Genomic DNA, 26,044 nt, shown 5'->3' with positions numbered 1-26,044 from the left:
TTGGAGAGACGGTCATGGCCACGGAGATATCGGCAACCAGCCTGTTCCGTGGCCCTGATCGCGGGATTAGCGATAATGTCGTGCTGCGGCACGACGGCGGTGTCATCACCAACATCTCGGAAGAAGCGGGGCCCGCCAGCGAACCTCGCTCCTTCGTCATTCCAGCCTTCGTCAACGCCCACGATCATGCCCGCGCCACCGCCTCGTCCTTCGGCGCGGTCGGCATGCCCCTGGAAAGCTGGATCCTGCGGACCGCGCTGGGCACGCCCGTCGATCCCTATCTGACCGCGGCGTCCGCACTGGCCAGGTCGGCCAAGGCCGGCTGCGCGGCGATGATGGTGCATTACACCCGCCCGAGCGGGACGATGCCTTTGCTCGATGAAGCCAAGGCCATTGCCAAGGCTGCATCCGACGTCGGCATCCGCATCGCTTTTGCGATGGCCGTGCGCGACCAGAATGCGATCGTTTATGGCGATGCTGAACCGGTGCTTTCCGGCCTTTCGCGCGACGACCGCAACACCATCGAGGAGCTGTTCGTCCGCGCGCCGATGTCGCCGAAGGCCTATATCGAGCTGACCGATGCCATTGCCGCCGCCATCGCCGGCCCGATGGTCGATGTGCAGCTCGGGCCTGCCGGCGTGCAATGGTGCTCGAAGCCGCTGCTGGAGGCGGTGGCCGAGAATTCGGCGCTGACCGGCCGCCGCATTCACATGCATCTGCTGGAGACCGTGTACCAGCGTGCCTGGGCCGACCAGAACTTTCCGGACATGGTGCGGTGGCTTCGCGACATCGGCTTCCTCTCGGAGCGGCTGACGCTGGCGCACTGCATCCATACCCGTCCCGATGAGCTGGAGATGATCGCGGCCTCCGGCGCGGGCATCGTCACCAATTTTAGCTCGAACATGCATCTGCGCTCGGGGCTCGCCCCGATCGCCGCCGCGCACGCATGCGGCTGCGCCATCGCGGTCGGCGTCGACGGGCTGGCGCTCGACGAGGACGACGACATCCTGCGCGAGATGCGGCTGGTGCAGATGGCTCACGGCGGCCTCGGCTTCAAGGCGACATGGACGCCGGCCGAGATGTTCGTGCTCACCATCCGCAACGGGCGCCGCGCGACCGGCGCGCCGGGAAGCGGCGAGCTCGTTGCGGGCAACCCCGCCGACTATGTCGTGATCGATCTCGACCGGCTCGATCGCGACCGGATCATGCCCGTCGATCCCATGGCGCTACTGTTCGCGCGCGGCAACGCGTCCCTGGTGAAGGAGGTCGTCGTTGCCGGCAAGACGATCGTCAGGGACGGGGTCTGTGCCGGTGTTGATCTGCCGGCCATCGAGCAGGAGTTGCGGGCGATGTACCGCGCCAATGTTGGCAAGCTCACCGGCTTCCAGCGGACCTGGCAGCCCCTGTCGGAGCGGCTGGGCGGCTGGTTCGAACAGCAGCTGACCTGTCAGTAGCGCGCTGGAGGTCCTTCGGCCCGGTTGTATATAAAAGCGCGATAGCTGGTAGAAGCTGCCTCGTCTGGCGGCTGACGGATGTCTGGGCTATTAGCTCGGCGATAGCGTCTCGACACGAGTCGATGACCCCTTTTAGGAGCCCCCGATGCGTCTTCCCACCGTTCTCCTGGCCGTCACATGTCTTGCGGGCGCAGCTTCAGCCGAAGACCTGACGGGCACGCTCCAGAAGGTCAAGGAGACCAAGAAGATCACGCTCGGCTATCAGGAGGCCTCGGTCCCGTTCAGCTATCTGGACGGAAACCAGAAGCCGGTCGGCTTTGCCATGGACATCTGCCTCAAGATCGTCGACGCCGTGAAGAAGCAGCTCGGCATGCCCGACATCGCCGTCGACACTCTCGCGGTGACGTCGTCGAACCCCATCCCGCTGATGGTCAACGGCACGCTCGACCTGCATTGCTCGGCGACCACCAACAATGCCGACCGCCAGAAGCAGGTCGCCTTCACCAATACACACTTCCTCAGCGCGACGCGGTTTGCCGCCAAGAAGGCCGCAAAGATCAACACCATCGACGATCTCAAGGGCAAGGCGGTCACGGCGGTGGCGGGGTCGGTCAACCTGACCCAGCTCGCCAAGGTCAACACCGAACGCAACCTCGGCATCAATGTGATGCCGGCCAAGGACCAGGCGGAGGCCTTCCTGCTGCTGGAGACAGATCGCGCCCAGGCCTACGCGCTCGATGACGTCCAGCTCGCGGTCGCGATCGCGCGATCCAAGGAGCCGGCGCTGTTCATGATCTCCGAAGAAACGTTCTCGAAGCCGGAGCCCTACGGGATCATGCTGCGGCGGGAGGACGCGCCGTTCAAGGCACTCGCCGATCGCGCCACGGCGGAGCTCTATGCGAGCCCGGAGATCGAGGTCCTCTACAAGAGGTGGCTGGAATCGCCGACGCCGCCGAACGGCCTCAACTACAACGTCCCGATGTCGGCGGCCCTGCGCAACGCCTTCAAGAAGCCGAGCTCGAGCTTCGATCCTAATGTCTACGTGGTGAACTGAGGCGAGGGCGCTACCGCGTCCGCGGCGTATCCAGCAACTGGCCCGCCAGGAACGCGCCGATCGCTGCGATTGCCGCCAGGGCGAGCGCCCAGGTCGCGAACAGCCGATGACCGATCAGCGCGCCGCTCAGAAGCGGGGCGCTGATATTTGCGCCCGACATCAGGGACTGATTGAGGCCCATGATCATGCCCTGGCGGTTGATCGCGGTCGAGCGCGACAGCTCCGCGGTCAGCGTACTGCGGGCGAACATGGTGCCGACGATGATCAGCGTCAGGTCAATCGCGAGCAGGCTGATGGCGTTGCCGGCCGCCAGGCCAGCGAAGCCGAGACCCATGCAGGCGAACGCTGCCATCACGATGGCGCGGTCGGAGGCGATCAGGTTCGCGTGCGTGATGAGTAGCCCCTGGACCACCATGTTGATGAAGCCGGCATAGGCGAACATCCAGCCGAGCTCGCGCGCGCCGAAGGCATGTCCGTCCCAGGAAAACCGCGCCGACAGGAACAGGCCGATCTGCGACAGGAACATCGAGTTGACGAAGAAGAACACGATGAGGAGGCCGAGCAACCGCCAGGCGTAGCGCATGCCGATGAGGCTGTGGACGATAGCGGGTTCGGGCACGCGATGCTGATAAAGCGGCTCGGAGGCCGGATGATCCCGCGGGAGCAGGGCGATGGTCGCGACAATGCTGATCAGCGAGAGCGCCGCCGCGGCCCAGACCGGGGCGGTCTGGCCGTAGTGCACGAGGAAGCTCGATAGCGCCGGGCCGAGCAGGAGCCCGGTCCCGATCGCGCCGCTGGTCATGCCAAGCGCCTGCTTGCGGGTTGTCGGCGGGCTGTGCTCGGCGGCATAGGCGTGAGCGACCGAGATGTTACCTGATGTCAGGCCGTCGATGATGCGCGCCACGAACACCAGTGTCAGATTGCCCGCCAATGCGAGCAGCACAAATCCGATGAACGTCCCGATCTGGCTGACCAGCAGGACCCTTCTGCGACCATAGCGGTCCGAGAGCATGCCGACCACGGGGCCGGCAATGAGCTGGCAGACGGCATAGACCGAGATCAGCGCGCCGAGCAGGAAGGGCGTGGCGCCGAGCCGCTGCGAGTAGAACGGTAGCAGCGGCAGGATGATTCCCATGCCCGTGGCGTCCACGGCTACGACGACGAAGGTCGGGACGAGCGTCAGCGCGCTCCCGCCCGCTATCGCCTCCCTTGCCCCAGTCGTGGAACCCGCTCCCATCCTGCGTTGTCCTGGTTCGCATTTGCGTGATCGATCGCACTACGCCGGATTATATAGTTGTAGCCTAATAGTTAGTGTCCTATCTAATTTGCATGGCTCCCTCGCAGGCACATATCCATTCCGAATTCGGTCGAGTCATCGCGCGTCTCGCTCGCATGTGGCGCCGCGAGTCGGATCAAGCGCTGTCCGATCACGGCCTGTCCTATGCGACTGCGATTCCGCTTTTGCTGCTGTCGCGCCAGGGCGAGAATGTCCGTCAGGGCGTGCTCGCCGACGAGCTTGGCGTCGAGGGGCCGTCGCTGGTCCGGCTGATCGACCTGCTTCAGGCCGAAGGCCTCGTGGAGCGCCGCGAGGATCCGACCGACCGGCGTGCCAAAACGCTACATCTGACGAAGGCGGGCGAGGCCAAGGTCGAGGAGACCAACCGGGTGCTGCGGCGGGTGCGGGCAAGCCTGCTGAAGGATATCGGCGCGGATGAACTTGCGATAACCTTCGAGACGCTCCAGCGCATAGAGCAGCGGGCCAGTCGCCTGCATGAAGCCAAGACGTTTCCCGAGGCGAAATAGTCATGCGCGCAGATGAGCCGTTCCTGGTCCGCCATGCGGACCTCGTTTTCGCTTTGAAGACGTTCGCTGCGTCAATGCTGGCGCTCGTCATCGCACTCGCAATGGACCTGCCGCGGCCCTATTGGGCGATGGCAACCGTCTACATCACCTCGCAGCCGTTGGCGGGCGCGACCAGCTCGAAGGCGTTCTTCCGCGTGATGGGCACGCTGGTCGGCGCGACCATGACGGTGGTGCTGGTGCCGAACCTGATCGATGCGCCGGAACTGCTCTGCCTCGCCATCGCGCTCTGGGTCGGGCTCTGCCTCTATCTCTCGCTGCTCGACGGCACGCCGCGCAGCTACGTCTTCATGCTGGCCGGATACACGGTCGCGCTGATCGGATTTCCCTCGGTGTCCGAGCCCGGCGCCATCTTCGACACCGCGGTTGCGCGGGTAGAGGAAATCTCGCTCGGTATCATCTGCGCCAGCCTGGTCTCGACCATCGTGTTTCCCCGCAGCGTCGCACCGGCCGTGGCCCACCGCGTCGACAACTGGCTGTCGGATGCGCGCCGCCTCAGCGAGGTGGTGCTGCTGCGGGAGGGCTCAAGCGAAACCCGTCGCGACAAGCGCCTGAAGCTTGCGACCGACATTGTCGAGATCGACACGATGTCCACCCATCTTGCCTATGACCGGCTAACCGACCGCAATGCCGTGACCGGCCTCAGTGAAATCCGGCTGCGCATGCTGACACTGCTGCCGGTGATCGCCTCGCTCGAGGATCGGCTGGCCGCGCTGGGCGAGGACGTCTTGCGGCGGCAACCCGAGCTGAAGCGGCTCCTGGAGGACCTGGCGCAATGGATCGCGCGCGATGTCAGCGCGCGACAGCCGGCCGAGCGGATCCGGGCCGCGATCTCGGAGCAGCAGGCGGTGCTCGACGGCGGCGCCGACTGGGAGCGGATCATCATCACCAGTCTGTTGTCGCGGCTGCGCGAGCTGGTCGATCTCTCGCGCGATTGCCGTGCGCTGACCGAGGCGATTGCCGAGAGCCGCAACGTTTCAACCATCGACCTGGCCTTTCATTCCGAGGCCGGTGCCGCGCCCGTGCGTCACCGCGACCGCGGCCTTGCATTGTGGTCGGCGGCCGGCGCGGCCGTGGCCATCCTGATCTGCTGCGCGTTCTGGATCGGGACCGGCTGGCCGGACGGCGCGTCGGCACCGATGATGGCGGCCGTCGCCTGTTCATTCTTTGCCGCGCAAGACGAGCCCGCGCGCTTCATTCGCAGCTTCGGCCTGTGGTCGCTGGTCGCCATCGTCGTCGTCGCGGTCTATCTGTTCGCGCTGGTGCCGGCGATCTCGCATCTCGAGGTCCTGATCGTCGCGCTGGCGCCGACCTTCCTGCTCTATGGCTTCCTGATCGGCAGGCCGGCGACGGCGGGCACCGGGATGGCGCTCGCGGCCAACACTGCAACCTTGCTGGCGATCCAGTCGACCTACAGCGCGGACTTTGCGTCCTATGCCAATTCCGCCGTCGCCTTCTTCGTCGGCGTGCTCATTGCCGAGATCGTGACGCGGATCGCACGCGGGGTGGGGGCGGAGTGGGTCGCCAATCGCCTGGTACTGTCGGGCTGGAAGACGCTCGCGGTCGCCGCCGAACGGCGCGGCAAGCGCGATCGCGCCGAGTTCGCGGGCCTCATGCTGCATCGGCTCGGGCTTCTGGTGCAGCGCATCGCTTATCTCTCGGAGAGCGATCGCCGCGACACCGACAGCCTCGCCCAGCTTCGGATCGGGATCAACATCATTGACCTGCGCCGCGCCCGCTATGGGCTTGCGGCATCCACCATTGCCGTCATCGACGACATGCTCGATCGGCTCGCCGTTGCCTGCCGCGGCTACGCGGGCGACGGAATGCCGGCCGAGCTGCTGACGAGCGTCGACCGGGCGTTGGCCCAGGCGGTGAAAGATCCCAATGACAGCGCGCGCGAAGACGCCCTGATAGGTCTCGTCGGTATCAGGCGTGGCTTGTTTCCGGACGCGCCGGCTTACCGGCCGCGCGCGGGTGAGAGTGTTGCGGCATGAGATATGTGATCGACATCTACGGCGTGCTCGTGCCGTCGCTGCTCCTGTGGGTCATTGTCGCTTACGTCCTCAGCGCGATTCTGCGCCGGCTCATGCAGCGCTTCGACATCTACCGGCTGGTCTGGCATCGCGCGCTGTTCGATTTTTCGATCTTCGTCTGCCTTCTCGGCGGCGTCGTCTATCTCTCGGAGTATCTTTCATGAAGGGGAATTTCGCCTGGCTCGCTCGCCTCGCAGTGACGGTCATCGCCGTCCTCGCCGCGCTCGCCGTCGGCCGCGAGCTTTGGGCCTACTACATGGAGCAGCCCTGGACCCGCGACGGCCGCGTCCGCGCCGACGTGGTCCAGGTCGCGCCTGATGTCTCCGGCTTCGTCACCGAGGTGCTGGTCAAGGACAACCAGAAAGTCCGCCTTGGCGACGTGCTGTTCCGGATCGATCGCGAACGCTTTGCGCTGGCGCTGCGCCAGGCCGATGCGTCGGTGGCCGGTCATCAGGCAACGCTCGATCAGGCCAATGCCGATTTGAAGCGCTACAGCGCGTTGACGACCGATGCGGTGTCGCAGCAGAAGCAGGAGCAGGTGCTGGCCACCCAGCTTCAGGCCAAGGCGGCCTTCGATCAAGCCGTCGCCGACCGTGCCGTCGCCCAGCTCAACCTCGACCGCAGCGAGGTCCGTGCCTCCGTGAACGGCGTGATCACCAACATGGACCTGCGCCCCGGCGCCTACGTCACGGCCGGGAAGGGCGTGATGGCGCTGGTCGACACCGACACGCTGCATGTGGAAGGCTATTTCGAGGAGACCAAACTCGCGCGCATCCGCGTCGGCGACAAGGTGCGGGTCCGCCTGATGGGCGAGACGGCCACGCTGTCAGGCCACGTGGAGAGCATCGCCGCCGGTATCGAGGACCGGGACCGCGCCGACGGCGCCAACCTGCTCGCCAACGTCAACCCGACCTTCAGCTGGGTGCGCCTGGCCCAGCGAGTGCCGGTGCGCATCGCGCTGGATCCTGTTCCCGACGCGATGTCGCTGGTTGCGGGACGCTCGGCGACGGTGGAGGTATTGGACTAACGCGAGCGCAGATGGAGTCGCGTTTGGGTTGGGGAAAAACCGGCAACGAGCGTTTCAATGCCAAATGGCGAAGCTCATCCTGCCTCGCGTGTTGAGTCGGGGGAGTTGCATTGGGCGTTTGGTTCTTAGTCCTCGCGGCATGCGTGGTTGGCGCGTTGCTCCTTTTGGCGTTCTGCCGATAGGACCGACAGCGGATGCACTTGTTGCTGCGAAGCATCAGCGAGCCGCTGAATAGCGGTTCCAGTCGGATGGTTTTTGACTGTGCAAGGATGACCGCGTTCACTCCCGGCGTTGGAGGCGGACGTGAGTTGGTTGCTTGTGTTTCTCATCGCCGCGAGCGCGATGGTGTTGATCGCTCATGCGATTGACGCGATGCGTTCCTGATACTCTTTGAGACTTGGTTTCGTCGGTAGTCAAGTAAGCCACGAGAATGTTCCGAGGCCGGCGAGTGTCAATTTGAGGAACTTGGCCGTGTAAGCCGAGGTTGTCACAGCAGGAGGAATACGATCATGCTTATGTTTTACCTGCCGATCATAATCTTCAACGCGATGCTCGAAGCAGCTACGAAGCAGAAGGATGTGCCGGTATCCATCGATGAGCCGCCAAGCTTCGATTAGACTCCGATTCCAATGCGTTGGCTTCGATGCTTACTGACGGGCCAACGCCTCCTCAGGCATTCGAATACTTCCTCAACTCCAACCGTGCGATCTGATTTCTGTGGACCTCGTCCGGGCCGTCGGCGAGACGCAGCAGACGCGCGGTGGCATAGGCCTGCGTCAGGCCGAAATCGTTCGAGGTGCCGCCGCCGCCGTGGGCCTGGATCGCCCAGTCGATGATCTGGCAGGCCATGTTGGGTACGGCGACCTTGATCATCGCGATCTCGCTCTTGGCGACCTTGTTGCCGACCGTGTCCATGGCGTAGGCGGCGTTCAGCGTCAGCAGCCTTGCCTGTTCGATCATGATGCGGGCTTCCGCGATGCGCTCCTGCGTCACCGTCTGCTCGGAGACCGGCTTGCCGAAGGCGACGCGGCTGCGGACGCGGCGGCACATCTTTTCCAGCGTGCGTTCGGACAGGCCGATCAGGCGCATGCAGTGATGGATGCGGCCGGGGCCGAGGCGACCCTGCGCGATCTCGAAGCCGCGGCCTTCGCCGAGCAGCATGTTCTCTTTGGGGACGCGGACATTGGTGAAGACGACCTCGGAGGCGCGGTCGGGCACGCCGTAGAAGCCGAACACGGGGAGGGGACGCTTCACCTCGATGCCGGCCGTATCCATCGGCACCAGGATCATGGATTGCTGCTTGTGGCGGTCCGGATTGTCGGGGTCGGTCTTGCCCATGAAGATGCAGATCTTGCAGCGCGGATCGGTCGCGTTGGTGGTGTACCATTTGCGCCCGTTGATGACGTAATGGTCGCCGTCGCGTACGATCGAGCTCTCGATGTTGGTCGCATCGGACGAGGCGACCGCAGGCTCGGTCATGGCGAAGCAGGAGCGGATTTCACCCGCGAGCAGCGGCTTCAGCCAGCGCTCCTTGTCCTCTTTCGTGCCGTAGCGCTCCATCACCTCCATGTTGCCGGTGTCCGGCGCCGAGCAGTTGAACACTTCGGGCGCAAGATGCGAGCGGCCCATCACTTCGCAGAGCGGGGCATATTCGAGATTGGTGAGGCCCGCGCCGTGACTGGACTGCGGCAGGAACAGGTTCCAGAGGCCTTCCGCGCGTGCGAGCGGCTTCAATTCTTCGACGACGGGATAGACCTTCCAGGGCCCGAGCTCTTCGGCCTCGCGATAGAACCGCTCTTCATTGGGATAGATGTGGCGGTCCATGAAACTTTCGAGCTTGCGCTTGAGCTCGACGACTTTGGGCGACATCGGGTACAGCATCTTTCGTCTCCTTGATCGACGGACGGCGCGGACGCCAGCGTGATCGCGTGCCGCCTCAAGCGACGCGGTAGTCCCTGAACTTCTCGCGCAACGCGGATTTGAGCACCTTTCCGGTGCCGGTCATCGGGAATTCGTCCAGGAACTCGACGGCGTCAGGCATCCACCAGTTGGCGATCTTCGGGCGCATGTGGTCGAGCAGGGTCTTGCCGTCGACGGTCGCGCCCTTCTTGCGAACCACGAGGAGCAGGGGACGCTCCTGCCACTTCTCATGCGCAATCGCGACCACGGCAGCCTGCAGCACGTCGGGATGAGACAAGGCGACGTCCTCGAGCTGGATCGAGGAGATCCACTCGCCGCCGGACTTGATCACGTCCTTGGAGCGGTCGGTGAGCGTGACGTGGCCCTGCGGGTCGATCACGGCCATGTCGCCGGTGATCAGCCAGCCGTCGCGGTCGAGGCCTTCGTCGAGCTTCATATAGCCCGAGGCGACCCAGGGACCACGCGCGCGCAGATGACCGACGGTCTTGCCATCACGCGGCAGCTCGTTGCCGCCTTCGTCGACGATGCGCAAGGTGGTACCGAAACAGGCGCGGCCCGAGACCTGGCGCCGATCGAATTTCTCCTTGTCGCCGAGGTGCTCGGAGCCCGGCCGCAAGCCGGGCATCGAGCAGCCGAGGGCCTCGGTCATGCCCCAGGCCTGGATGTAGTCGATGTTGTACGCGCGCTTCAGCTTCTCGACCATGGCGCGCGGCGGGGCCGAGCCTGACGACAGCGTTGCACGCAACGTGGAGAATTTGTTGCCGGTGCGGCCCAGCCAGTCGAGCAGGATCAGCCAGAAGCTCGGCACCCCCGCCGACAGCGTCACCTTCTCGCCTTCGAGCAACTCATACAGCTTGTCGGGCTCATAGTTGCGGCCGGGCAGCACCAGCTTCGAACCGGTATAGGGCGCGGTGAACGGCATGTTCCAGCCATTGCCGTGGAACAGCGGCGCCATCGGCATCATCACCTCGCGCACCCCTTCGACGTGTCCTGGGAGGAAGTCGAAATTGCAGCAGGTCATGGTCTGCAGGATCGCGGCGCGGTGCGAATAGATCACGCCCTTGGGATTTCCCGTCGTCCCCGAGGTGTAGCAGATGGTAGAGGCGGATCTTTCGTCGAATTCCGGCCAGGTGAAACCGGCGTCGTTCTCTCGTGCCAGAAGCTCCTCGTAGCAATGGACGTTCGCAAGCTTCGTCTCCGGCATCCGCTCGCGCGAGGACATCACGACGTAAGCCTCGATCGTCTTCAATTGCGGCGCGATCGCCTCGACGATCGGCAGAGTGGCGCGGTCGATGAACAGCAAGCGATCTTCGGCGTGGTTGATGATGTAGACGAGCTGCTCGGGAAATAGCCGCGGATTGACGGTGTGCAGCACATAGCCCATGCCCGGCGCGGCGTAGAACATCTCGAAATGGCGGTGGGTATTCCAGGCCAGCGTGCCGACACGGTCGCCGGGAGTCATGCCGAGACGCTTCAAGGCCAGCGCCATGCGCTTGATGCGCGGATGAGCATCCGCATAGGTGTAGCGATGGATGTCGCCCTCGATCTCGCGCGCGACGATTTCCGCCTCACCATGATAATCGGCGGCGTACTGGATCAGGCCGCTGATCAGCAGCGGCATGTCCATCATCAATCCCTGCATCATTTCCTCCGGATGGCCATGTCGTTGCATGGCGTGCTCGTGATTGCATGCGAGGTTACCGGAACGTCACGCGCCGTTCACGCAAAAAACGGCGGACGCGATTGCATGCGTCACTTTTTCAGGGCTAACGTGAGGTGAGCTGCCGGCGAAGCAGCGTCTGCCGTGGAGGAAATGGATGTCAGCGGAAAGACACAAGACCGGCGCAGCCGGCACACCTACGATCGATGTTTCCGCACTCCGCGCGCGCTATCGCGACGAGCGCGATCGCCGTCTGCGCGCCGAGGGCAAGGCGCAATATGTCGAGGTATCGGGCGATTTCGGCCGCTATCTCGATGATCCCTGGGCCGATCCGGGATATGCGCGCGAGGCTGTCAGCGAAGAGACCGAAGCGCTCATCGTCGGCGGCGGCTTTGGCGGCCTTCTCTGCGGCGCGCGCCTGCGCGAAGCCGGCATCGTGGATTTTCGCATCGTGGAAAAGGCCGCCGACTTCGGCGGCACCTGGTACTGGAATCGCTACCCCGGCGCGGCCTGCGATACCGAGAGCTACATCTATCTGCCGCTGCTCGAGGAGACCGGCTACATGCCGGTGCGCAAATATGCGCGGGCGCCGGAGATCTACGAACACTCCCGCCGTATCGGCCGTCACTTCGGTCTCTACGAGCGCGCGCTGTTTCAGACCGTCATCTCGCGGATGGAATGGCAGGAGCAGGAGGCGCGCTGGCTGGTCGAGACCGATCGCGGCGATCGCATCCGCGCGCGCTTCGTCATTCTGGCCGGTGGCCCGCTGAGCCGGCCGAAGCTGCCGGGCATTCCCGGCATCGAAAGTTTTGCCGGACACAGCTTTCACACCAGCCGCTGGGACTACGCCTACACCGGCGGTACGGCTGAAGGTGGTCTGGCCGGCCTTGCCGACAAGCGCGTCGGCATCATCGGCACCGGCGCCACCGCCGTGCAATGCGTGCCGCATCTCGGCCGCTCGGCGAAGGATCTCTATGTCTTCCAGCGCACACCGTCGGCGATCGGCGTGCGCGACGACCGGCCGACGGATCAGAGCTGGTCGCAGAGCCTCAAGCCCGGCTGGCAACGCCAGCGCATGGACAATTTCACGGCCGTGATCTCGGGCGAGCCGTTCGAGCAGGATCTGGTCCAGGACGGCTGGACCGGCCTGCTCGGCGAGATCCTGCTGGCGCCGCGCCGCCAGCCGCAGCCGGTGACCTCGCTGGAGGAGGCGCTGAAGGTCATCGAGCAGGCGGACTACCGCAAGATGGAGGAGATCCGCGCGCGCGTCGATGCCGTGGTGAAGGACGAGGCGGCCGCGGCAGCGCTCAAACCCTGGTACAAAGCGTTCTGCAAGCGGCCATGCTTCCACGACGAATATCTCGACACGTTCAATCGCCCCAACGTGCATCTCGTCGACACCAAAGGGCAGGGCGTCGAGCGCATCACGGAGAATGCCGTGATCGTCGATGGCAAGTCCTATGAGCTCGATTGCCTGATCTATGCCAGCGGCTTCGAGGTCGGGACCGATTATGCCCGCCGCATGGGTTTCGAGGTCTATGGCCGCGACGGCATGAGCCTGTCCGAGCGCTGGCGCGACGGCGTCAAGACGATGCACGGCTTCTATAGCCGCGGCTTCCCGAACTGCTTCCTGATCGTCACGGTGCAGGCCGGCCAGAGCGCCAACTTCCCGCACATCATCGACGAGCAGTCGCAGCACATCGCCTATGTCATCGATCAGGCGCGCAAGCGCGGCGCCAGAACGCTGGAGCCGACGCTCGCTGCCGAGAGCGCCTGGGTCGACGAGGTCGTCAAGGCCGCGCTCGGCCGCCAGACCTATCTCGCCGAATGCACGCCCGGCTACTACAACAATGAAGGCGTGTTCGACCCGATTGCGGCAAGAAACAGCCAGTACTGGCGCGGGCCGGTGGCGTTCCTGCGGCTGCTCGACAAATGGCGCAAGGAGGGCAGCCTGGATGGATTGGAGCTGACCTACGGCACGGCCGCGGCGGCGGGCGCGGTTTGAGCGGCATGATCCCGGCACCAACGGGCGCCACGCGGCTCCACCTCATCGTCGGCGACCCCATCGCGCAGGTGCGCTCGCCCGCGGGCGTGTCAGCCGCCTTCGCCGCACGGGGACACGACGGCATTCTCGTGCCCGTTCAGGTCGACCCGGGGGATTTGCCCGACTTCCTCTCGGTGGCAACGCGGCTGAAAAACCTCGACGGCATCGTCGTGACCATCCCGCACAAATTTGCCTGCTACCAGGCCTGCACGAGCGCGACCGATCGGGCTCACTTCCTGCGCACCGTGAACCTGATGCGCCGGCGCGCCGACGGCTCATGGCATGGCGATATGGTGGACGGAATCGGCTTCGTCGGCGCGGCGCGGGCAAAGGGGATCGATCCCGGCGGCATGCGGGCCCTTCTGGTCGGCGCCGGCGGCGCCGGATCGGCCATCGCGCTCGCGCTGGTCGAGGCTGGTGTGAGCGAGCTCGCCATTCACGACAGCATGGCCGGGCGACGCGACGAGCTGATCGATCGGCTCAATGGGCTCGGCAAGACACCCGTGCGGGTCGGCACCATCGACCCTGCCGGCTTCGACTTCGTCGCCAATGCGACGCCCGCCGGGATGAAGGACGGCGACCCGCTGCCGGTCGACGTCGCGCGCCTTGCGCCGTCCGCCTATTGCGGCTGCGTCATCACCAGGCCCGAAGTCTCCCCCTTCATCGCCGCCGCCCGCAAGATCGGCTGTGTCACGGGGACCGGTACGGAGATGTACCAGCAGCACCAGAGCATCATGGTGGATTTCCTGCTCGGAGCCGACGGCGCGTGACTTGCGGGCGTCGAGACTTGCCGGTGTCAAGAGCTTTGCTTGGATCGATTGTACCTGTCGGGGCTTGAGCGATCGCAACCGACGTAGGATCATGCGCTTGCGCGAGCCGGTCGCGCTCTGAGGAGAGGAACGAGCAATGATCAAGGGCAGGACGGTCGCGACGGCGGTGATCGGCGCGGCCGCGCTGCTTCTCTCTCTGCCCGTGGCCGAGGCGGCGCAATGCGGCAGCACGCCGGCTGGGTTCGAAGGCTGGAAGCGCGAGTTCAGCGCGGAGGCGCAGGGCAAGGGCATCGGCCAGACCGCGATCTCCGCCCTGATGCAGACGAACTACGCCAGCGCGACTATCGCGGCCGACCGCGGCCAGCGCAGCTTCTCGCTCTCGCTCGATCAGTTCCTCGCCAAGCGCGGTGCCACCACCATCGTCGCCAAGGGGCGGCAGCTCAAGCAGTCGCAGGCGGCCTTGTTCGCCTCGATCCAGCAGCGCTATGGCGTCCCGCCCGGGCCGCTGATCGCGATCTGGGGCATGGAGACTGGCTTCGGCAGCCAGCGCGGCAACCAGAACATGCTGTCGTCAATCGCAACCCTTGCCTATGACTGCCGCCGCCCTGAGTTCTTCACCGACCAGCTCTATGCGGCGCTGAAGCTGATCGACCGCGGCACCCTGTCGGGAGCGACCCGCGGCTCCATGCATGGCGAGGTCGGCCAGACCCAGTTCATGCCCAAGAACATCCTGGCCTATGGCACCGGCAATCTCGAGGTTGCCGCCAATGCGTTGAACTCGACCGCGAATTTCCTCAAGGCCCATGGCTGGCGTGCGGGAGCCGGTTACCAGCCGGGTGAGCCGAATTTCGCCGCGATCGAGGCCTGGAATGCGGCCGGCGTCTATCAGAAGGCAATCGCGCTGATGGGACGGCAGATCGACGAAGGGGGGACGGCCGCCTCGCGCTGACCAGCTCAGCAAGGCGTGATGCGCCCGCGTGAGAAAGTTGTTGCTATCAGGAACCGACGGCATGAGGTTTGCTTTGATCAGATTCAGGGCTGGGCATGAGGAGACTCAACATGGCAACCCAGATCGTGATGGACCAGACTGGCGACACACGTCACGAGTTTGATCCCGACAATGCCGAAGCGCTGGCGCGGGCCGAACAGCGCTTTCGGGAGCTGACCGGAGCCGGCTTTACCGCCGCCTTCCGAACCGGGCCCGGCGAAGTGACTCGTATCAAGTCGTTCGACCCGACCGCGCAGGAAACGCTGTTCTATCCCCGCCTGGTCGGCGGTTGATCTGAGCTGCTCATGTTCGCGGCACTCAGGTTCCGCGCGCCGGCGCGTGCGCGCTTGCATGCGCTGCGCGAACTCTACCGTCGCTTCTTCGGCGAGAATACGCCGGATGCGCGCGGCCGCCGGCTTCTGGCCGAGTGGCTGTCGCCGGCGCAGCGCGCCCAGTTCGAGCAGTACCGGTATTTCGACGTGATCGGCTGCGATACCGGCAAGAGGTATCGCATCCACTACGGCACGGCCGCCAACGTCCACGAAATCGACGATGCCGGTTTGGCAATGATGGGGTGGTGCTTCGTCCCGTCAGGCTTCCTGGTGCCCGGCGACGTGATGCTCGCGCAGAAGATTGCGCTCGAGACGGACGAAAAGTCCGCGTTGGCGCTCGCCAACAGGTTTCCGCCGGCAACGCATTCGGAGCATTTTTACCGGCGTCCGTTCTAACGCCACGAGCGCAGGGCGCTCAGGAATGCGTGGTGCGATAGGCATCCAGCGCATGCGCCGCAAAGACGCCGATGCTGCAAAGAGCGAGGATGGCGGAGATCAGCTCGATCATAGCTCATCCTCCCTCAGCGGCTGGGCGACGAGACTTTGGCAGCAGGAATAGTCCAGGATCAGATTGAGAAGGAATTGCATGGTCGCCGTCCCTGTATGATTTTGACAACTAGATAACCGGCCATCTGTTTCAGGCGTGTTTCGTCGCACCGGGAAAGGGGTTTCATGGGGAACCCCGGGCTGGTTTGTGCGCCGCGGACCCGCTACATCGCGCTTTTAGCTCAATTTGTTTTGGCCGCGCTTCTTCGCGGGCGGTCTGGAATGGCGAGGCAAAATCATGGCGCAGGTCGAGTGGTTCGACGATCTCAGCATCGGAATGCGGTTCAAATCCCCCGAAGTTCAGGTCACCGAGGCCGACATCAAGCGCTTCGCGGCCGAGTTCGATCCGCAGCCGATGCACCTCGATCACGAAGCCGCCAAGGGGACCCTGTTCAACGGGCTCGCCGCGTCGGGATGGCACACCGCCGCGATTGCCATGAACCTTGCGATCCAGACCCGCCCTTTCGGCCCGCATCCGCTGATCGGCGCAGGCGTCGACGGGCTGCGCTGGACCATTCCGGTGCGGCCCAATGACCGCCTGCATCTGGTCGGCGAGGTCATGAGCCTGACGCCGTCGAAGTCGAAGCCGCAGGGTATTGCGCTGGTGAAATGGACGATGTTCAACCAGAACGGCGAGGAGGTTTACACCTTCACCCCGATCGCGATCGTGCCGCGGCGGGGGTAGGATAGAAGCCGCCTGCCACTGGCCTTGCCCGCGGCCTGAAGCCCTTGCGGGCCGCCGGCAGAGGTGGTCATCTCGGCTCCGGGGAATACGCCGGAGGCTGACATGAGACGATTCCTTCTCGTCGCCGGAATGCTCGCAGGCGCCTGGAGCGCCGGGCCCGCGCTGGCGCAACAATCCAAGGTCGGCGACTGGACCATCGAGAAGCGTACGCAGGATACGCATTGCAATGCGAGCCGCGGCTACAAGGACAAGGAGGACGAGAACCGCGACTACGTCATCGTCATCACCTATTCCGAGAAGGCCATCGTGATCGTGATGATCTACGACGGCTGGGAGTGGGACAAGGTCGGCGAGATCCTCCGGGCCGACGTCGCCACCGATGACGCCGACATCATGAAGAAGGCGAAGTGGGAGGTGATGGACAAGACCACGGTGCGCGGCATCTTCGAATTCGACCAGTCGATCATGGATCGCCTCTCGAAGGCCAAGCGCCTCACGCTCGATTTCGAGGACGATGACGACGACAGCATCGAGATGCAGGTCCCGCGCGCCGGCGAGGCGCTCGCCGCACTGAAATTCTGCGAGGAGAACCGGAAGTAAGCCGCGGAAGCCGGTCCGCAAGGCGGTCAGGCGGCAGCAGCCGATCGTCACGAGCGGGCCCGTGACTCATCGCACACTGTCCGACCGCTGTTCGCATTAATCCTAGTCTTTGGCGAAAACGTCCAAGCCGCATCCTGCGGTTGACGTTACGCAAGGACGATGTTCGATATTCCAGCATTGCGCTGTCGCATTTTTTTCCCGTCCAAGGCGGCGATCGGCCGGCCTGCCTCCTTCAGTTCCCGACGCGCTCGCCCCCATCGCCACCGGGGTAACACGCAGATCCCGTCGTCCATCCGATGACGATCCTCCAGGCAAACCGGTTCTCGTCGCTCGTCGGCGAGATCTACGATGCAGCGGCCAATCCCGCGCTGCGTAGCGCCGCATTGGAGCAGGTCTCGAATTTCGTCGGCGGATGTGCCGCCACCATCCTGTCCAGGGATACAGCCGGGCTTTCAATCGAGATCCACGAGCATTTTGGCACGGATATCCGGTTCCGCCAGCTTTATCGCGACAGATATGTAGAACTTGATCCATTGCTCGATCGCCATCTCGATCTCGCCGCGGGCCAGACGGTCGGCGTGACCGACATCATGCCCCATTCCGACTTCGTGGCGACCAGTTTCTACCGAGAGTGGGTGGAGCCGCAGGGAGCGATAGATCTCGCGACCGCCATGCTCGAGAGATCGGATGCGCGCACCACGATCCTGCAGGTGTTGCGTCATCGGTCCCGCGGGATCGTCGACGATGCGATGCGTGAGCGTATGCACCTGCTCGCGCCTCACATCCAGCGGTCGCGAGTCATGGGTCGCCAGATCAGGGCGCGCTCGCATACCGTGGACGATCTTGCCGATGTCCTGGACGGACTGAGCACGGCGATTTGCCTGCTCGACGCGGAGGGGAGAGTCGTCCATGCCAACGCGGCGTGCCGTCAGCTCTTCGCCGACGCCAATCTCCTCGCCATGGTCGGCGACAGAATCGTCGCCCGAAACACCCAGGTCGACAAAATATTCCGCGGCCTGTTCGAAATTTCCGCGGATGCAGAAATTCATTCAACCAGTCGCCGTCAGATCGAGCTCGTGACATCGTCCGACGGAGATCATTATCTGCTCCACGCCTTTTCGCTGAGGCGGGAACGCCATCTGCCGCGTGATGTCGCTGCCAGCGTGCTGTTCGTTCAAAGGGCTACGATGGTGTCTTCGCTCGTGCCCGATGCGATCGCGGCGGCGTTCAGGCTGACGCCGTCCGAATTGCGCGTGCTGATGGCGATCGTCGAGATCGGCGGGGTTCCCGACATTGCGGCCAAGCTCGGTATTGCCGAGACGACGGTGAAGACGCATCTCGGCCGGCTGTTCGAAAAGACCGGCGCCGGCAGGCAGGCCGACCTCGTCAAGATCGCCGCCGGATTTGCCGTTCCGTTTGCTCAGCGAACGGGCGGCGTCGACGACGCCGTGTGATCCAATTCACATCGCGAAGCGCGCGAACGCGCAATCTCAATCCATTGTGATGAGCAAGGTGCGCGAGTCCTCCGAACGTATGACGCGTGTCATTTGATACTTTCGTATATGGCGTCACTTGAAATGAGGAGGGCAGCGTGCGCCACGGAACAATGCGCGCCGGCACCGAGCGCGGGTGCGGGAGACAACAGCGCGTGGCCGAGCCTGCTCGTTGGTTGGAGAGATTGCAGTGAGCGGCAAGGATGAATTTTCCATTTTCAATGTTTCAACGGACCACATTCCCGAAGACGAGCGCGTGCCGCTCCTGCGCGAATTCTACTGTCGCGGCGTGCTGAAGGCGGAGGTCGAGGCAAGGGAAGGAAAGCCGGCCGCGGCGAGCTTCACGTCCCACGTCTTGCCGGAAGCCCAGTTGCTGATCGGGGGACTGTGCGGGGCGCGGGTCATTCGCACGAAGCAGCTGGTTGCAGATGGCGACGACAGTCTCGCCCTGATCGTGAACAGGTCCGGCGTTCTCGGCATATCCGAGCGCGGACACGATTTGAGGCTTCAGGCAGGAGAGGCGGTCCTGACCAGCGCGGAGGACGTCACGACCTTCGAGCGGCTCTCGCTGGGAAGTGGCTTCTCGCTGCGCGTGCCGAGACGCGTGCTGGCCCCGATGATCGTGGATGTCGACGATGCGGTGATGCGCGTCTTCCCGGAGCGCACCACCGGGCTTCGGCTGCTCGTCGACTACGCGATGGCGCTGTTGCACGAAAAGGCGTTGGCGGTACCGGCGATGCGGCAGCTCGGCGTCGCGCATCTGCATGATCTCCTGGCGCTCGTTCTCGGTGCCACCGATCACGCCCGGGAATCGACCGGACGGCGCGGTATCAAGGCGGCGCGACTCCAGAAGGCGAAATTCCTCATCGTCAACAATTGCTGGCAGCAGGATATTTCGGTGGCAACGGTGGCGCATGAGCTCGGCGTGACCCCGCGCTATCTCCAGCGATTGTTCGAGGCCGACGGCAAGACCTTTTCGTCCTTCCTGACCGAGCAACGCCTCAAGCGTGCCCATCGCATGCTGCGCGAGCCGGATTTCGCGGAGCGGCCGGTGAGTTCGATCGCCTACGACGTCGGCTTCGGCGATCTCTCCTATTTCAACCGTTGCTTCCGTCGGGCCTATGGCGCGACGCCAAGCAACGTCAGGAGCGGCGAGGCGCTGTAACGGGCCCCAACTGAATTTCAGCCAACTGCCATTTCAAGGAGGCAAAAGGGATTTGACATGATCCTTGATCGAAAAGTCATGACCATGAGAAGTGCGCTGCACCGCAGTCTCGTTCTCGCAAGCGTGCTGCACGGATCGTCCGCGCTGGCGGGAATGCCCGACGAGATTCCCGGCGCCACGCTCCACGCCGAGGGCGCGCAGATCTACGAGTGCCAGCTCGACGCCGCGAACCGGCTCGTCTGGCAGGCGCGCGAGCCCGCCGCCACGCTCATGGACGGCGACAATTCGGTGGGGCACCACTACGCCGCCCTGCATTGGGAAGCGGTCGACACGCGCACGCTGGTGTGGGAGCACAAGGACGGCAGCTCGGTCAAAGCCGGGTTCGTGGCGCGCGCCGCGGGCCGCACGGAGGACGATCTTCCCTGGCTGAAGTTCCGTGCCGTCACCCAGACCGGCAATGGCCTGCTCTACGGCGTGACCCACGTCCAGCGCATCAACACGCAAGGTGGCGTCGTGAGAGGGCCCTGCACCCAGGCGGGCACCTATCGCAGCGTGCCGTATTCGGCCGACTACGTGTTCTGGCGCGCGGAGTAGACCATGACACAGTGTTGCGTGTGGCAACGGCGGCCGGAGTGTTGAATGCACCGTTTCTTCTTTGACCTCCTGGTGGGCAATATCGTGAAGATCGACCCGGGCGGCATGGTGTTCGAACATGCCAAGGCGACGATCGTGGTGGCCGACGAGATGGCGCGGCACCTCTTCGTCTGGCGCGACGACCTTCGCGATTGCGACGCCTGGATCCGCGTCAGGGACAATAGGGGGCGCGAGATCTATCGCGCCGCGGTCTGGGCCGAGAGCGCGGAGAGGGCGGGCTGGGATCAGGTGTAGTGCGTTTACGCAGTGTCGCAACTCTGCATCAGTGCTCCACGAAACGGTGCGGTTCGTTCTGAGCCGAAACTCGGTCGCTGCCGTCCAAGTCGGTCGTGACGATCCTTTCTACCTTGGCGTTCCGCGAATCCAATTCGCGTGAGCCAGCCTCCTCCGATCGGAGGAGGCTGGCGACAACGTGCCTGACGCCGGTGGGGCGAGACGGCGGCGACCGAGGAACTAAAATGAATGTGAAGACTCTGAGCGGTATTGCACGATGGCGTCTGGCGCGGCGGTCGACGCGCCTTTTGGTGCCGGCCGTGCTTTCTATGCCGTTGTTCATGGCCGAGCGGGCCGTCGCCGCTTGCACGCCGGTGGCGCCTGTCAGCAACGCGACGATTGTCTGTTCGGGCGACGTCGACACGCAGCAGGGCGGCCGTACCGGCTATGGTACGTTTGATGACGACAACAATACTTACAAGATCGAGGCTGGCGCCAACGTTCACGGTTTTTCGTTTGGCATCAAGAGCCGCGACGGCGGCGTGTTCATCAATGCCGGCACGATCGAGGGAGCTACTTCGGCCGGGATCGCGTCGGGGAGCGATGTGACCGTCTCCAATCTTGCCGGTGCCACGATCGTGGGTTTCCACGGCATCACGGGGAGCTCCGGGATCATCGACAATGCCGGCACGATCAAGAGTGAGGCCGGCGGACGCGGGAGCGGGATCGAGGTCAGGAACGTCACCGTGACCAATTCCGGTACGATCTCCGGCGTCGGGCCCGATACCGTCGGGATCAATGGCGACACGGTGAACCTGACCTCGAACAGCGGAACGATCTCGGGAGATGCGAGCGGCATCACCGGCGGTATCCTCAACATCACCAACAATGGTTCCGGTGTCATCTCGCAGATCGCGGCAAGCGGAGGTGCCATCCAGGCCTCCGGTCTGGCGACAGTGGCAAACGCAGGCAACATCGCCGGTCACGCGTTTGGCGTGTTCGCCAACACGTCTGCCAACGTCGACAATGCGGGCACCATGACCGCAGATGGCAGCAATGGCGACGCCATCGTCGCGAATACCGGAGATGCAACCGTCCGCAACAGCGGCACGATCACCGCGACCGAGTTTGGCATCCACGCAAACAAGACGGCAAACGTGATCAACAGCGGCGCCATCTCGGGCGGATCGGTCGCGATCTTTGCTGAGACGGTGAACGTGACGAATACGGGACAGATCTCGGCGAATGGTTTCGGCTTGAGCGGTATCAGGATCAATCTCGATAATGCCGGAACTCTCACGGGAGGCGACCGTGGCATCAACGCGATCTTTGGCAACGTCAACAATTCGGGCACCATTACCGGGAGGGAGACAGCCGTCAACGCCAACGTGGCCAACGTAACCAACACCGGCCTGCTTCAGGCCTCGACCACGAACGGCATCGGAATCCTGACGACCCAGGCCAACGTCAACAATTCCGGCACCATCCTCGCCAGGATCGGCATCTCTTCGAGCGACGGATCGAATATCACGAATTCCGGCACGATCACCGGCACCAGCGGCACGGCGATCCAGCTCTCCAGCAAGGCCGATACGCTGACGCTGCTGCCAGGCTCGAAGATCAACGGCGTCGTCGATTTCGGCTTCGGGGCCGACGTCGTCAACGTCAACCTCGCGCCGAGCAGCAGGGTGTCGTCGTTGACGACGATCAGTCTGCCGACCTTCAGAAATTTCGAGGGCACCATCAATACAATCACGTCGGGAGGCGCCTTCAACGGTCCTTCGGTCGCCGCCGGCACGACTCTCGCGACGCTCGATCCGACCGCGCTTGCGCAGACCGACCGCACGCTGATGGATTTTACCAGCGGCGTCTCCTCGCTGGTGCAGGGGCGCCTGAACGGTGGCACTGGCACGGCCGGCAGCAACATGATGGCGATGGCTTACGCACCCGAGACCGCGCAGGCCGGCCCCTTCGCCAAGGCACCACGCAGCCTATGGACCGATCCGGCGCCGATCACGATCTGGGCCAACTCCTTTGGCGGCCAGCGCATCCAGGACGAGACGGCCTCGACGTTGCGCGCGACCTCGACAGCCTGGGGCGGCGCGATCGGCATCGACCGCAAGGTACAGCCGAACTGGCTGGTCGGTGCCTTCCTCGGCGGCGGGCAGGGCGGCCTCTCGGTCGCTCTCAACTCGCAGTCGGTCGATACCAACTACGTGTTTGCGGGCGCCTACAGCCGGTTCGAATGGGCCGCGCAGTTCTTCGACTTCACGATCCAGGGCGGCAATACCGACAACAGATCGCGCCGGCTGGTGTCGAACAACGCCGCGGTCGGCGGCATGGAGACGGCGACGGCCAACTACAGCGGCTGGTATGTCAGCCCCGAGGTCGCCTACGGCACCAAGCTCGAGGTCGGCAACGGCCATGTGCTGACGCCGACGGCGCGCCTACGCTACGTCGCTGGCCGGTTCGACGGCTATAGCGAGACCGGCTCGGCGCAGGGGCTGTCAGTCGGTGGCCGCACGCTGCAGGACTTTGAGGAGCGGGGCGAGGTCGATCTGTCCCGGATCACGAGCCTCGCCGGCGGTGAGCTCAAGGCCAACATCCACGGCGGCGTCATCGCGCTCCAGCGTGTGGGCGACACCACCATCAACACCGTGCTGCTCGGACAGAACCTGTCGTTTGTCACGCCGGGCAGCCGCAGCACCGTCGGTGCTGTCGCCGGCATCGGTTTCGATTACCGCACGACGAAGAACGTGTCCGTGTTCGGCGCGGTCGAGGGCATGATGATGTCCGACCAGAGCCGCACCGGCACGGCGAAGGGCGGCGTTCGTGTCGCGTTCTGAGCCGGCATTAGCCCCGGCGGCTTGAACGCGACGCCCGCCGGCCGGGCTCCATCCGCCCGGCCGGCGCGTCCTCCGATCGGAGGATGCCGCGTGTCGTGGTTGTGCTACGCTTGGTGATATTGCTCACTCAGGCCATTTAAAGCGATGCACGGACCTCGAAAGCTGCCCGACCTGGTCGAGTCCATCTACGACGCCGGGCTTGATCCCTCGTTGTGGAACGACGTCGTCACCGGCATCCGCGATTTCGTCGGCGGTCAGGCCTGCGGGCTGTTCTCCAAGGATTCCATCAGCAAATTCGGCGTCACGCATTACTATTGTGGGGCGGACCCGCATTACATCCAGCTCTATTCCGAGACCCACTCGAAGTTCGATCCGCTGACGGTGCTGCCGCCGCACGGCCGGATTGTCAGCATTCCGGACCTCGTCGATTTCGATGAGTATCGCCGCGGGCGCTTCCATCAGGAATGGATGCGGCCACAGGGGTGCAGCGATGCGGCCAACGTCGTGCTCGACACGTCGAATGCGAGCTGCCCGGTGATGATGACGGTGTTGTCGGGCCGGCGCATGGTCGATCCCGCGATGAAGCACCGTCTCTCGTTCATCGTCCCGCACGCCAGCCGCGCGCTCCTGATCAATCGCGCCATCGATTCGAAGCTGACCCTGGCGACGGCGCTGGCCGATGTCCTGGACAATCTGGCGTCCGGCATCTTCCTGCTCGATGCCAGTTGCCGGGTGGTGCATGCCAATTCCGCCGGCCACGCCTTGCTCGCGGCCGACGACGTCGTCCGGTCCGTTGCCGGGCGGCTCGTAACCAGCAGCAATGAAGCCAATCAGAGGCTGCGCGACGCATTTGCAACCGGCGGCGGAGTTGCCCTGCACGCCGCAAGTGCGCGTGCGATTCCGTTGCTTTCGCCCCACGGCGAGCGCTACGTCGCGCACATTCTGCCGCTGTCGTCCGTGCTGCGCAATGGCAGCGAACGCGTCGGCGATGCCGTCGGCGCGCTGCTGCTGCGCGCGGTGTCGCTGCAGGGAAAGTCCTATGGCGACTTGATCGCGCGGACCTTCGATCTGACGCCGGCCGAACTCCGTGTGTTCCTGTCGATCGTCGAGGTCGGCGGCGTGCCGGAGACGGCGGCAGCGCTGGGGATCGCGGAAACAACCGCGAAGACACATCTGCACCGCGTCTTCGCCAAGACGGGCGTGTCCCGGCAAGCCGACCTCGTCAAGCTCGCGGCGGGATTCGCCAATCCGCTCGTCAATTGATCAGCAAATCACGGCCGGAGTTGAACCTTTTGCTTCCGTGAAAGACACACAGAGGCCGCCGGGCACGAAGAACATTTCGCAGTCTCCATGCTTGACCACTGGCTCTTCCGATGCCCAGACCTCCAAAACATTGCGAGTTGATCGAGAGCATCTATGACGCCGGTCTCCACCCTGAGTTGTGGAGTGAGGTGATCGTCAAAGTTAATGCGTTCATCGGCAGCCGGGCCTGCGGCCTGATCTCGAAGGATCCCGTCAGCAAATCCGGCGCGACGCATTTTTATTGCGGGGTCGATCCGCACTACATCCAGCTCTATGCCGAGACCTACGCGCAGTATGATCCGCTCGCCAGGCTTCCCCGTTATGGCGAGGTACGCAACATCCCGGATCTCGTGGACTTCGAGGAATACCGCCGCGGCCGCTTCTATCAGGAATGGCTGCGGCCACAGGGCTGTGCCGACGTCGCGAACGTGGTGCTGGAGCAGTCGCAGTCGCCGTGTCCAATGCTGCTGACCGTGATCCCGGGCAGGGACATGCTCGATGCGGAGAAGCGGGCACGCATGCAGTCCCTCGTCGCACACACCAGCCGGGCGCTGCTGATCAACAAGGCGATCGAGCGAAAGCAGCAGCGGGCCATCGCGCTCGCCGATGTCGTGGACCGGCTCAGTGCCGGCGTCATCCTGCTCGATGCCACCTGCAACATCGTCCACAGCAATCCTGCCGCGGAGGCGCTTCTGGCCGAGGCCGACGTCCTGCGGTCGGTCTCGGGCCGGCTCGTGGCGCGATCCCCCGAGGCCAATCTGGCCCTGCGCGACATCTTCCGCGACTCAGGCGAGGTTGCCGTAGCTGCGGCGGCCGGTCGAAAAATCTCGCTGATATCCCATGGCGGTTCCTACTATATCGCGAATGTCATCGCGCTGCCGTCGCTGCTGCGCGATGGAGCGACGGAGCGCACGTCGGCCGTCGGGGCCTTGTTCGTCTGGAGAGCGGAGCTCGACAGCCGCTCATGCGCCGGCCTCATCGACCGTACGTTCGACCTCACTCCTGCGGAGCTGAGGGTGCTGCAGTCGATCGTCGAGGTCGGCGGCGTGCCGGAGACGGCGATCGCGCTCGGTATCGCGGAGACGACGGTGAAGACGCATCTGCACCGCGTCTTCGCCAAGACCGGCGTTTCGCGCCAGGCGGATCTCGTCAAGCTCGCGGCGGGATTTTCCAATCCGCTCGTGCACTGACGCGCATTCGAGGCGCGGGACGAGTCGCTACAGGCGGCAATAGGTTCAAACAGAGACCTCATTAGAAAGTTATCGCGGGTCATTCGATCGAATGACGCGGTTTGCCGCGATCCCTTCTAGGAGATGTCACACGACCTCTTGTTCGACGCGTTCGTATTTTGTGAAGCAACTCACAGCAAGCGGAAGTGAATCCAGTCAATCTCTG

The 26,044-nt window shown here is 64.2% G+C and carries 23 protein-coding genes; 20 read left to right on the top strand and 3 right to left on the bottom strand.

Features of this window, described 5'->3' with window-relative positions:
• Positions 1-14 precede the first annotated feature (14 nt).
• Together BM118_RS06370 and BM118_RS06365 are read left to right on the top strand one after the other, a co-directional pair.
• The gene (locus BM118_RS06370) at positions 15-1,454 is read left to right on the top strand and encodes an amidohydrolase family protein (protein WP_092183232.1); all 1,440 of its coding nucleotides are present in this window, start codon (positions 15-17) and stop codon (positions 1,452-1,454) included.
• Positions 1,455-1,599: 145 nt separating this feature from the next.
• Positions 1,600-2,508 carry an amino acid ABC transporter substrate-binding protein gene (locus BM118_RS06365; RefSeq protein WP_092183230.1) on the top strand — a complete coding sequence of 303 codons (909 nt, stop codon included), beginning with the start codon at positions 1,600-1,602 and terminating at the stop codon, positions 2,506-2,508.
• Between the two features lie 10 nt (positions 2,509-2,518).
• Here the strand turns inward: BM118_RS06365 and BM118_RS06360 are convergent, their stop codons facing one another.
• Complete coding sequence (locus tag BM118_RS06360) at positions 2,519-3,745, bottom strand: MFS transporter (RefSeq protein ID WP_092183228.1); 1,227 nt, start codon at positions 3,743-3,745, stop codon at positions 2,519-2,521.
• A gap of 92 nt (positions 3,746-3,837) precedes the next feature.
• Here BM118_RS06360 and BM118_RS06355 point away from each other — a divergent pair, with 92 nt between their 5' ends.
• From BM118_RS06355 to BM118_RS06340, 4 genes are read left to right on the top strand one after another with little or no spacing between them, the layout of a single operon-like run.
• Complete coding sequence (locus BM118_RS06355) at positions 3,838-4,311, top strand: MarR family winged helix-turn-helix transcriptional regulator (protein ID WP_177234055.1); 474 nt, start codon at positions 3,838-3,840, stop codon at positions 4,309-4,311.
• 2 nt (positions 4,312-4,313) lie between these two features.
• Complete coding sequence (locus BM118_RS06350) at positions 4,314-6,365, top strand: FUSC family protein (protein WP_092183224.1); 2,052 nt, start codon at positions 4,314-4,316, stop codon at positions 6,363-6,365.
• Entirely contained in the window at positions 6,362-6,568 is a 207-nt protein-coding gene (locus tag BM118_RS06345; RefSeq protein ID WP_092183222.1) for a DUF1656 domain-containing protein, read from the top strand. Before BM118_RS06350 ends, BM118_RS06345 begins: the two co-directional genes overlap by 4 nt.
• Entirely contained in the window at positions 6,565-7,431 is an 867-nt protein-coding gene (locus BM118_RS06340) for an efflux RND transporter periplasmic adaptor subunit (RefSeq protein WP_092183220.1), read from the top strand. Before BM118_RS06345 ends, BM118_RS06340 begins: the two co-directional genes overlap by 4 nt.
• A 669-nt stretch (positions 7,432-8,100) precedes the next feature.
• On the opposite strand, the gene BM118_RS06335 is transcribed toward BM118_RS06340, so the two are convergent.
• Together BM118_RS06335 and BM118_RS06330 are read right to left on the bottom strand one after the other, a co-directional pair.
• Positions 8,101-9,312, bottom strand: coding sequence for an acyl-CoA dehydrogenase family protein (locus BM118_RS06335; RefSeq protein ID WP_092183218.1), 1,212 nt, complete (start codon positions 9,310-9,312; stop codon positions 8,101-8,103).
• A gap of 55 nt (positions 9,313-9,367) precedes the next feature.
• Positions 9,368-10,993 carry a long-chain fatty acid--CoA ligase gene (locus tag BM118_RS06330; RefSeq protein ID WP_092184299.1) on the bottom strand — a complete coding sequence of 542 codons (1,626 nt, stop codon included), beginning with the start codon at positions 10,991-10,993 and terminating at the stop codon, positions 9,368-9,370.
• 175 nt (positions 10,994-11,168) lie between these two features.
• Here BM118_RS06330 and BM118_RS06325 point away from each other — a divergent pair, with 175 nt between their 5' ends.
• The 14 genes from BM118_RS06325 (at position 11,169) to BM118_RS06260 (ending at position 25,839) form a co-directional block, all read left to right on the top strand.
• Positions 11,169-13,016, top strand: coding sequence for a flavin-containing monooxygenase (locus BM118_RS06325; protein ID WP_092183216.1), 1,848 nt, complete (start codon positions 11,169-11,171; stop codon positions 13,014-13,016).
• Positions 13,017-13,021: 5 nt separating this feature from the next.
• Positions 13,022-13,825 carry a shikimate dehydrogenase family protein gene (locus tag BM118_RS06320; RefSeq protein ID WP_092183214.1) on the top strand — a complete coding sequence of 268 codons (804 nt, stop codon included), beginning with the start codon at positions 13,022-13,024 and terminating at the stop codon, positions 13,823-13,825.
• Positions 13,826-13,961: 136 nt separating this feature from the next.
• On the top strand, positions 13,962-14,774 hold the full coding sequence (locus BM118_RS06315; RefSeq protein ID WP_027543199.1) for a lytic murein transglycosylase: 813 nt from the start codon (positions 13,962-13,964) through the stop codon (positions 14,772-14,774).
• 110 nt (positions 14,775-14,884) lie between these two features.
• Positions 14,885-15,106, top strand: a complete 222-nt coding sequence (locus BM118_RS06310) for a hypothetical protein (RefSeq protein ID WP_027543198.1) — start codon at positions 14,885-14,887, stop codon at positions 15,104-15,106.
• A 12-nt stretch (positions 15,107-15,118) separates the two neighbouring features.
• The gene (locus BM118_RS06305; protein WP_092183212.1) at positions 15,119-15,541 is read left to right on the top strand and encodes a hypothetical protein; all 423 of its coding nucleotides are present in this window, start codon (positions 15,119-15,121) and stop codon (positions 15,539-15,541) included.
• Positions 15,542-15,929: 388 nt separating this feature from the next.
• A complete protein-coding gene (locus BM118_RS06300) occupies positions 15,930-16,376 on the top strand; it encodes a MaoC family dehydratase (RefSeq protein WP_092183210.1) in 447 nt (148 codons plus the stop codon).
• A gap of 102 nt (positions 16,377-16,478) precedes the next feature.
• Complete coding sequence (locus BM118_RS06295) at positions 16,479-16,976, top strand: hypothetical protein (protein WP_092183208.1); 498 nt, start codon at positions 16,479-16,481, stop codon at positions 16,974-16,976.
• Between the two features lie 296 nt (positions 16,977-17,272).
• Complete coding sequence (locus tag BM118_RS06290; RefSeq protein ID WP_092183206.1) at positions 17,273-18,430, top strand: helix-turn-helix transcriptional regulator; 1,158 nt, start codon at positions 17,273-17,275, stop codon at positions 18,428-18,430.
• Between the two features lie 229 nt (positions 18,431-18,659).
• Entirely contained in the window at positions 18,660-19,634 is a 975-nt protein-coding gene (locus BM118_RS06285) for a helix-turn-helix transcriptional regulator (protein ID WP_092183204.1), read from the top strand.
• Between the two features lie 78 nt (positions 19,635-19,712).
• The gene (locus BM118_RS06280) at positions 19,713-20,228 is read left to right on the top strand and encodes a DUF3455 domain-containing protein (protein ID WP_244550064.1); all 516 of its coding nucleotides are present in this window, start codon (positions 19,713-19,715) and stop codon (positions 20,226-20,228) included.
• Positions 20,229-20,273: 45 nt separating this feature from the next.
• Positions 20,274-20,522, top strand: coding sequence for a DUF6894 family protein (locus BM118_RS06275; RefSeq protein WP_092183200.1), 249 nt, complete (start codon positions 20,274-20,276; stop codon positions 20,520-20,522).
• A gap of 95 nt (positions 20,523-20,617) precedes the next feature.
• Positions 20,618-23,347 carry an autotransporter family protein gene (locus tag BM118_RS06270; protein WP_143099427.1) on the top strand — a complete coding sequence of 910 codons (2,730 nt, stop codon included), beginning with the start codon at positions 20,618-20,620 and terminating at the stop codon, positions 23,345-23,347.
• Positions 23,348-23,491: 144 nt separating this feature from the next.
• Positions 23,492-24,610 carry a helix-turn-helix transcriptional regulator gene (locus tag BM118_RS06265; RefSeq protein ID WP_092183196.1) on the top strand — a complete coding sequence of 373 codons (1,119 nt, stop codon included), beginning with the start codon at positions 23,492-23,494 and terminating at the stop codon, positions 24,608-24,610.
• A gap of 110 nt (positions 24,611-24,720) precedes the next feature.
• Complete coding sequence (locus BM118_RS06260; protein WP_092183194.1) at positions 24,721-25,839, top strand: helix-turn-helix transcriptional regulator; 1,119 nt, start codon at positions 24,721-24,723, stop codon at positions 25,837-25,839.
• Positions 25,840-26,044 lie beyond the last annotated feature (205 nt).

The organism is Bradyrhizobium sp. cf659, assembly GCF_900113725.1.
In the GTDB taxonomy this organism is placed as follows: Bacteria; Pseudomonadota; Alphaproteobacteria; order Rhizobiales; family Xanthobacteraceae; genus Bradyrhizobium.
This window is presented reverse-complemented; position numbering and strand designations above follow the sequence as displayed.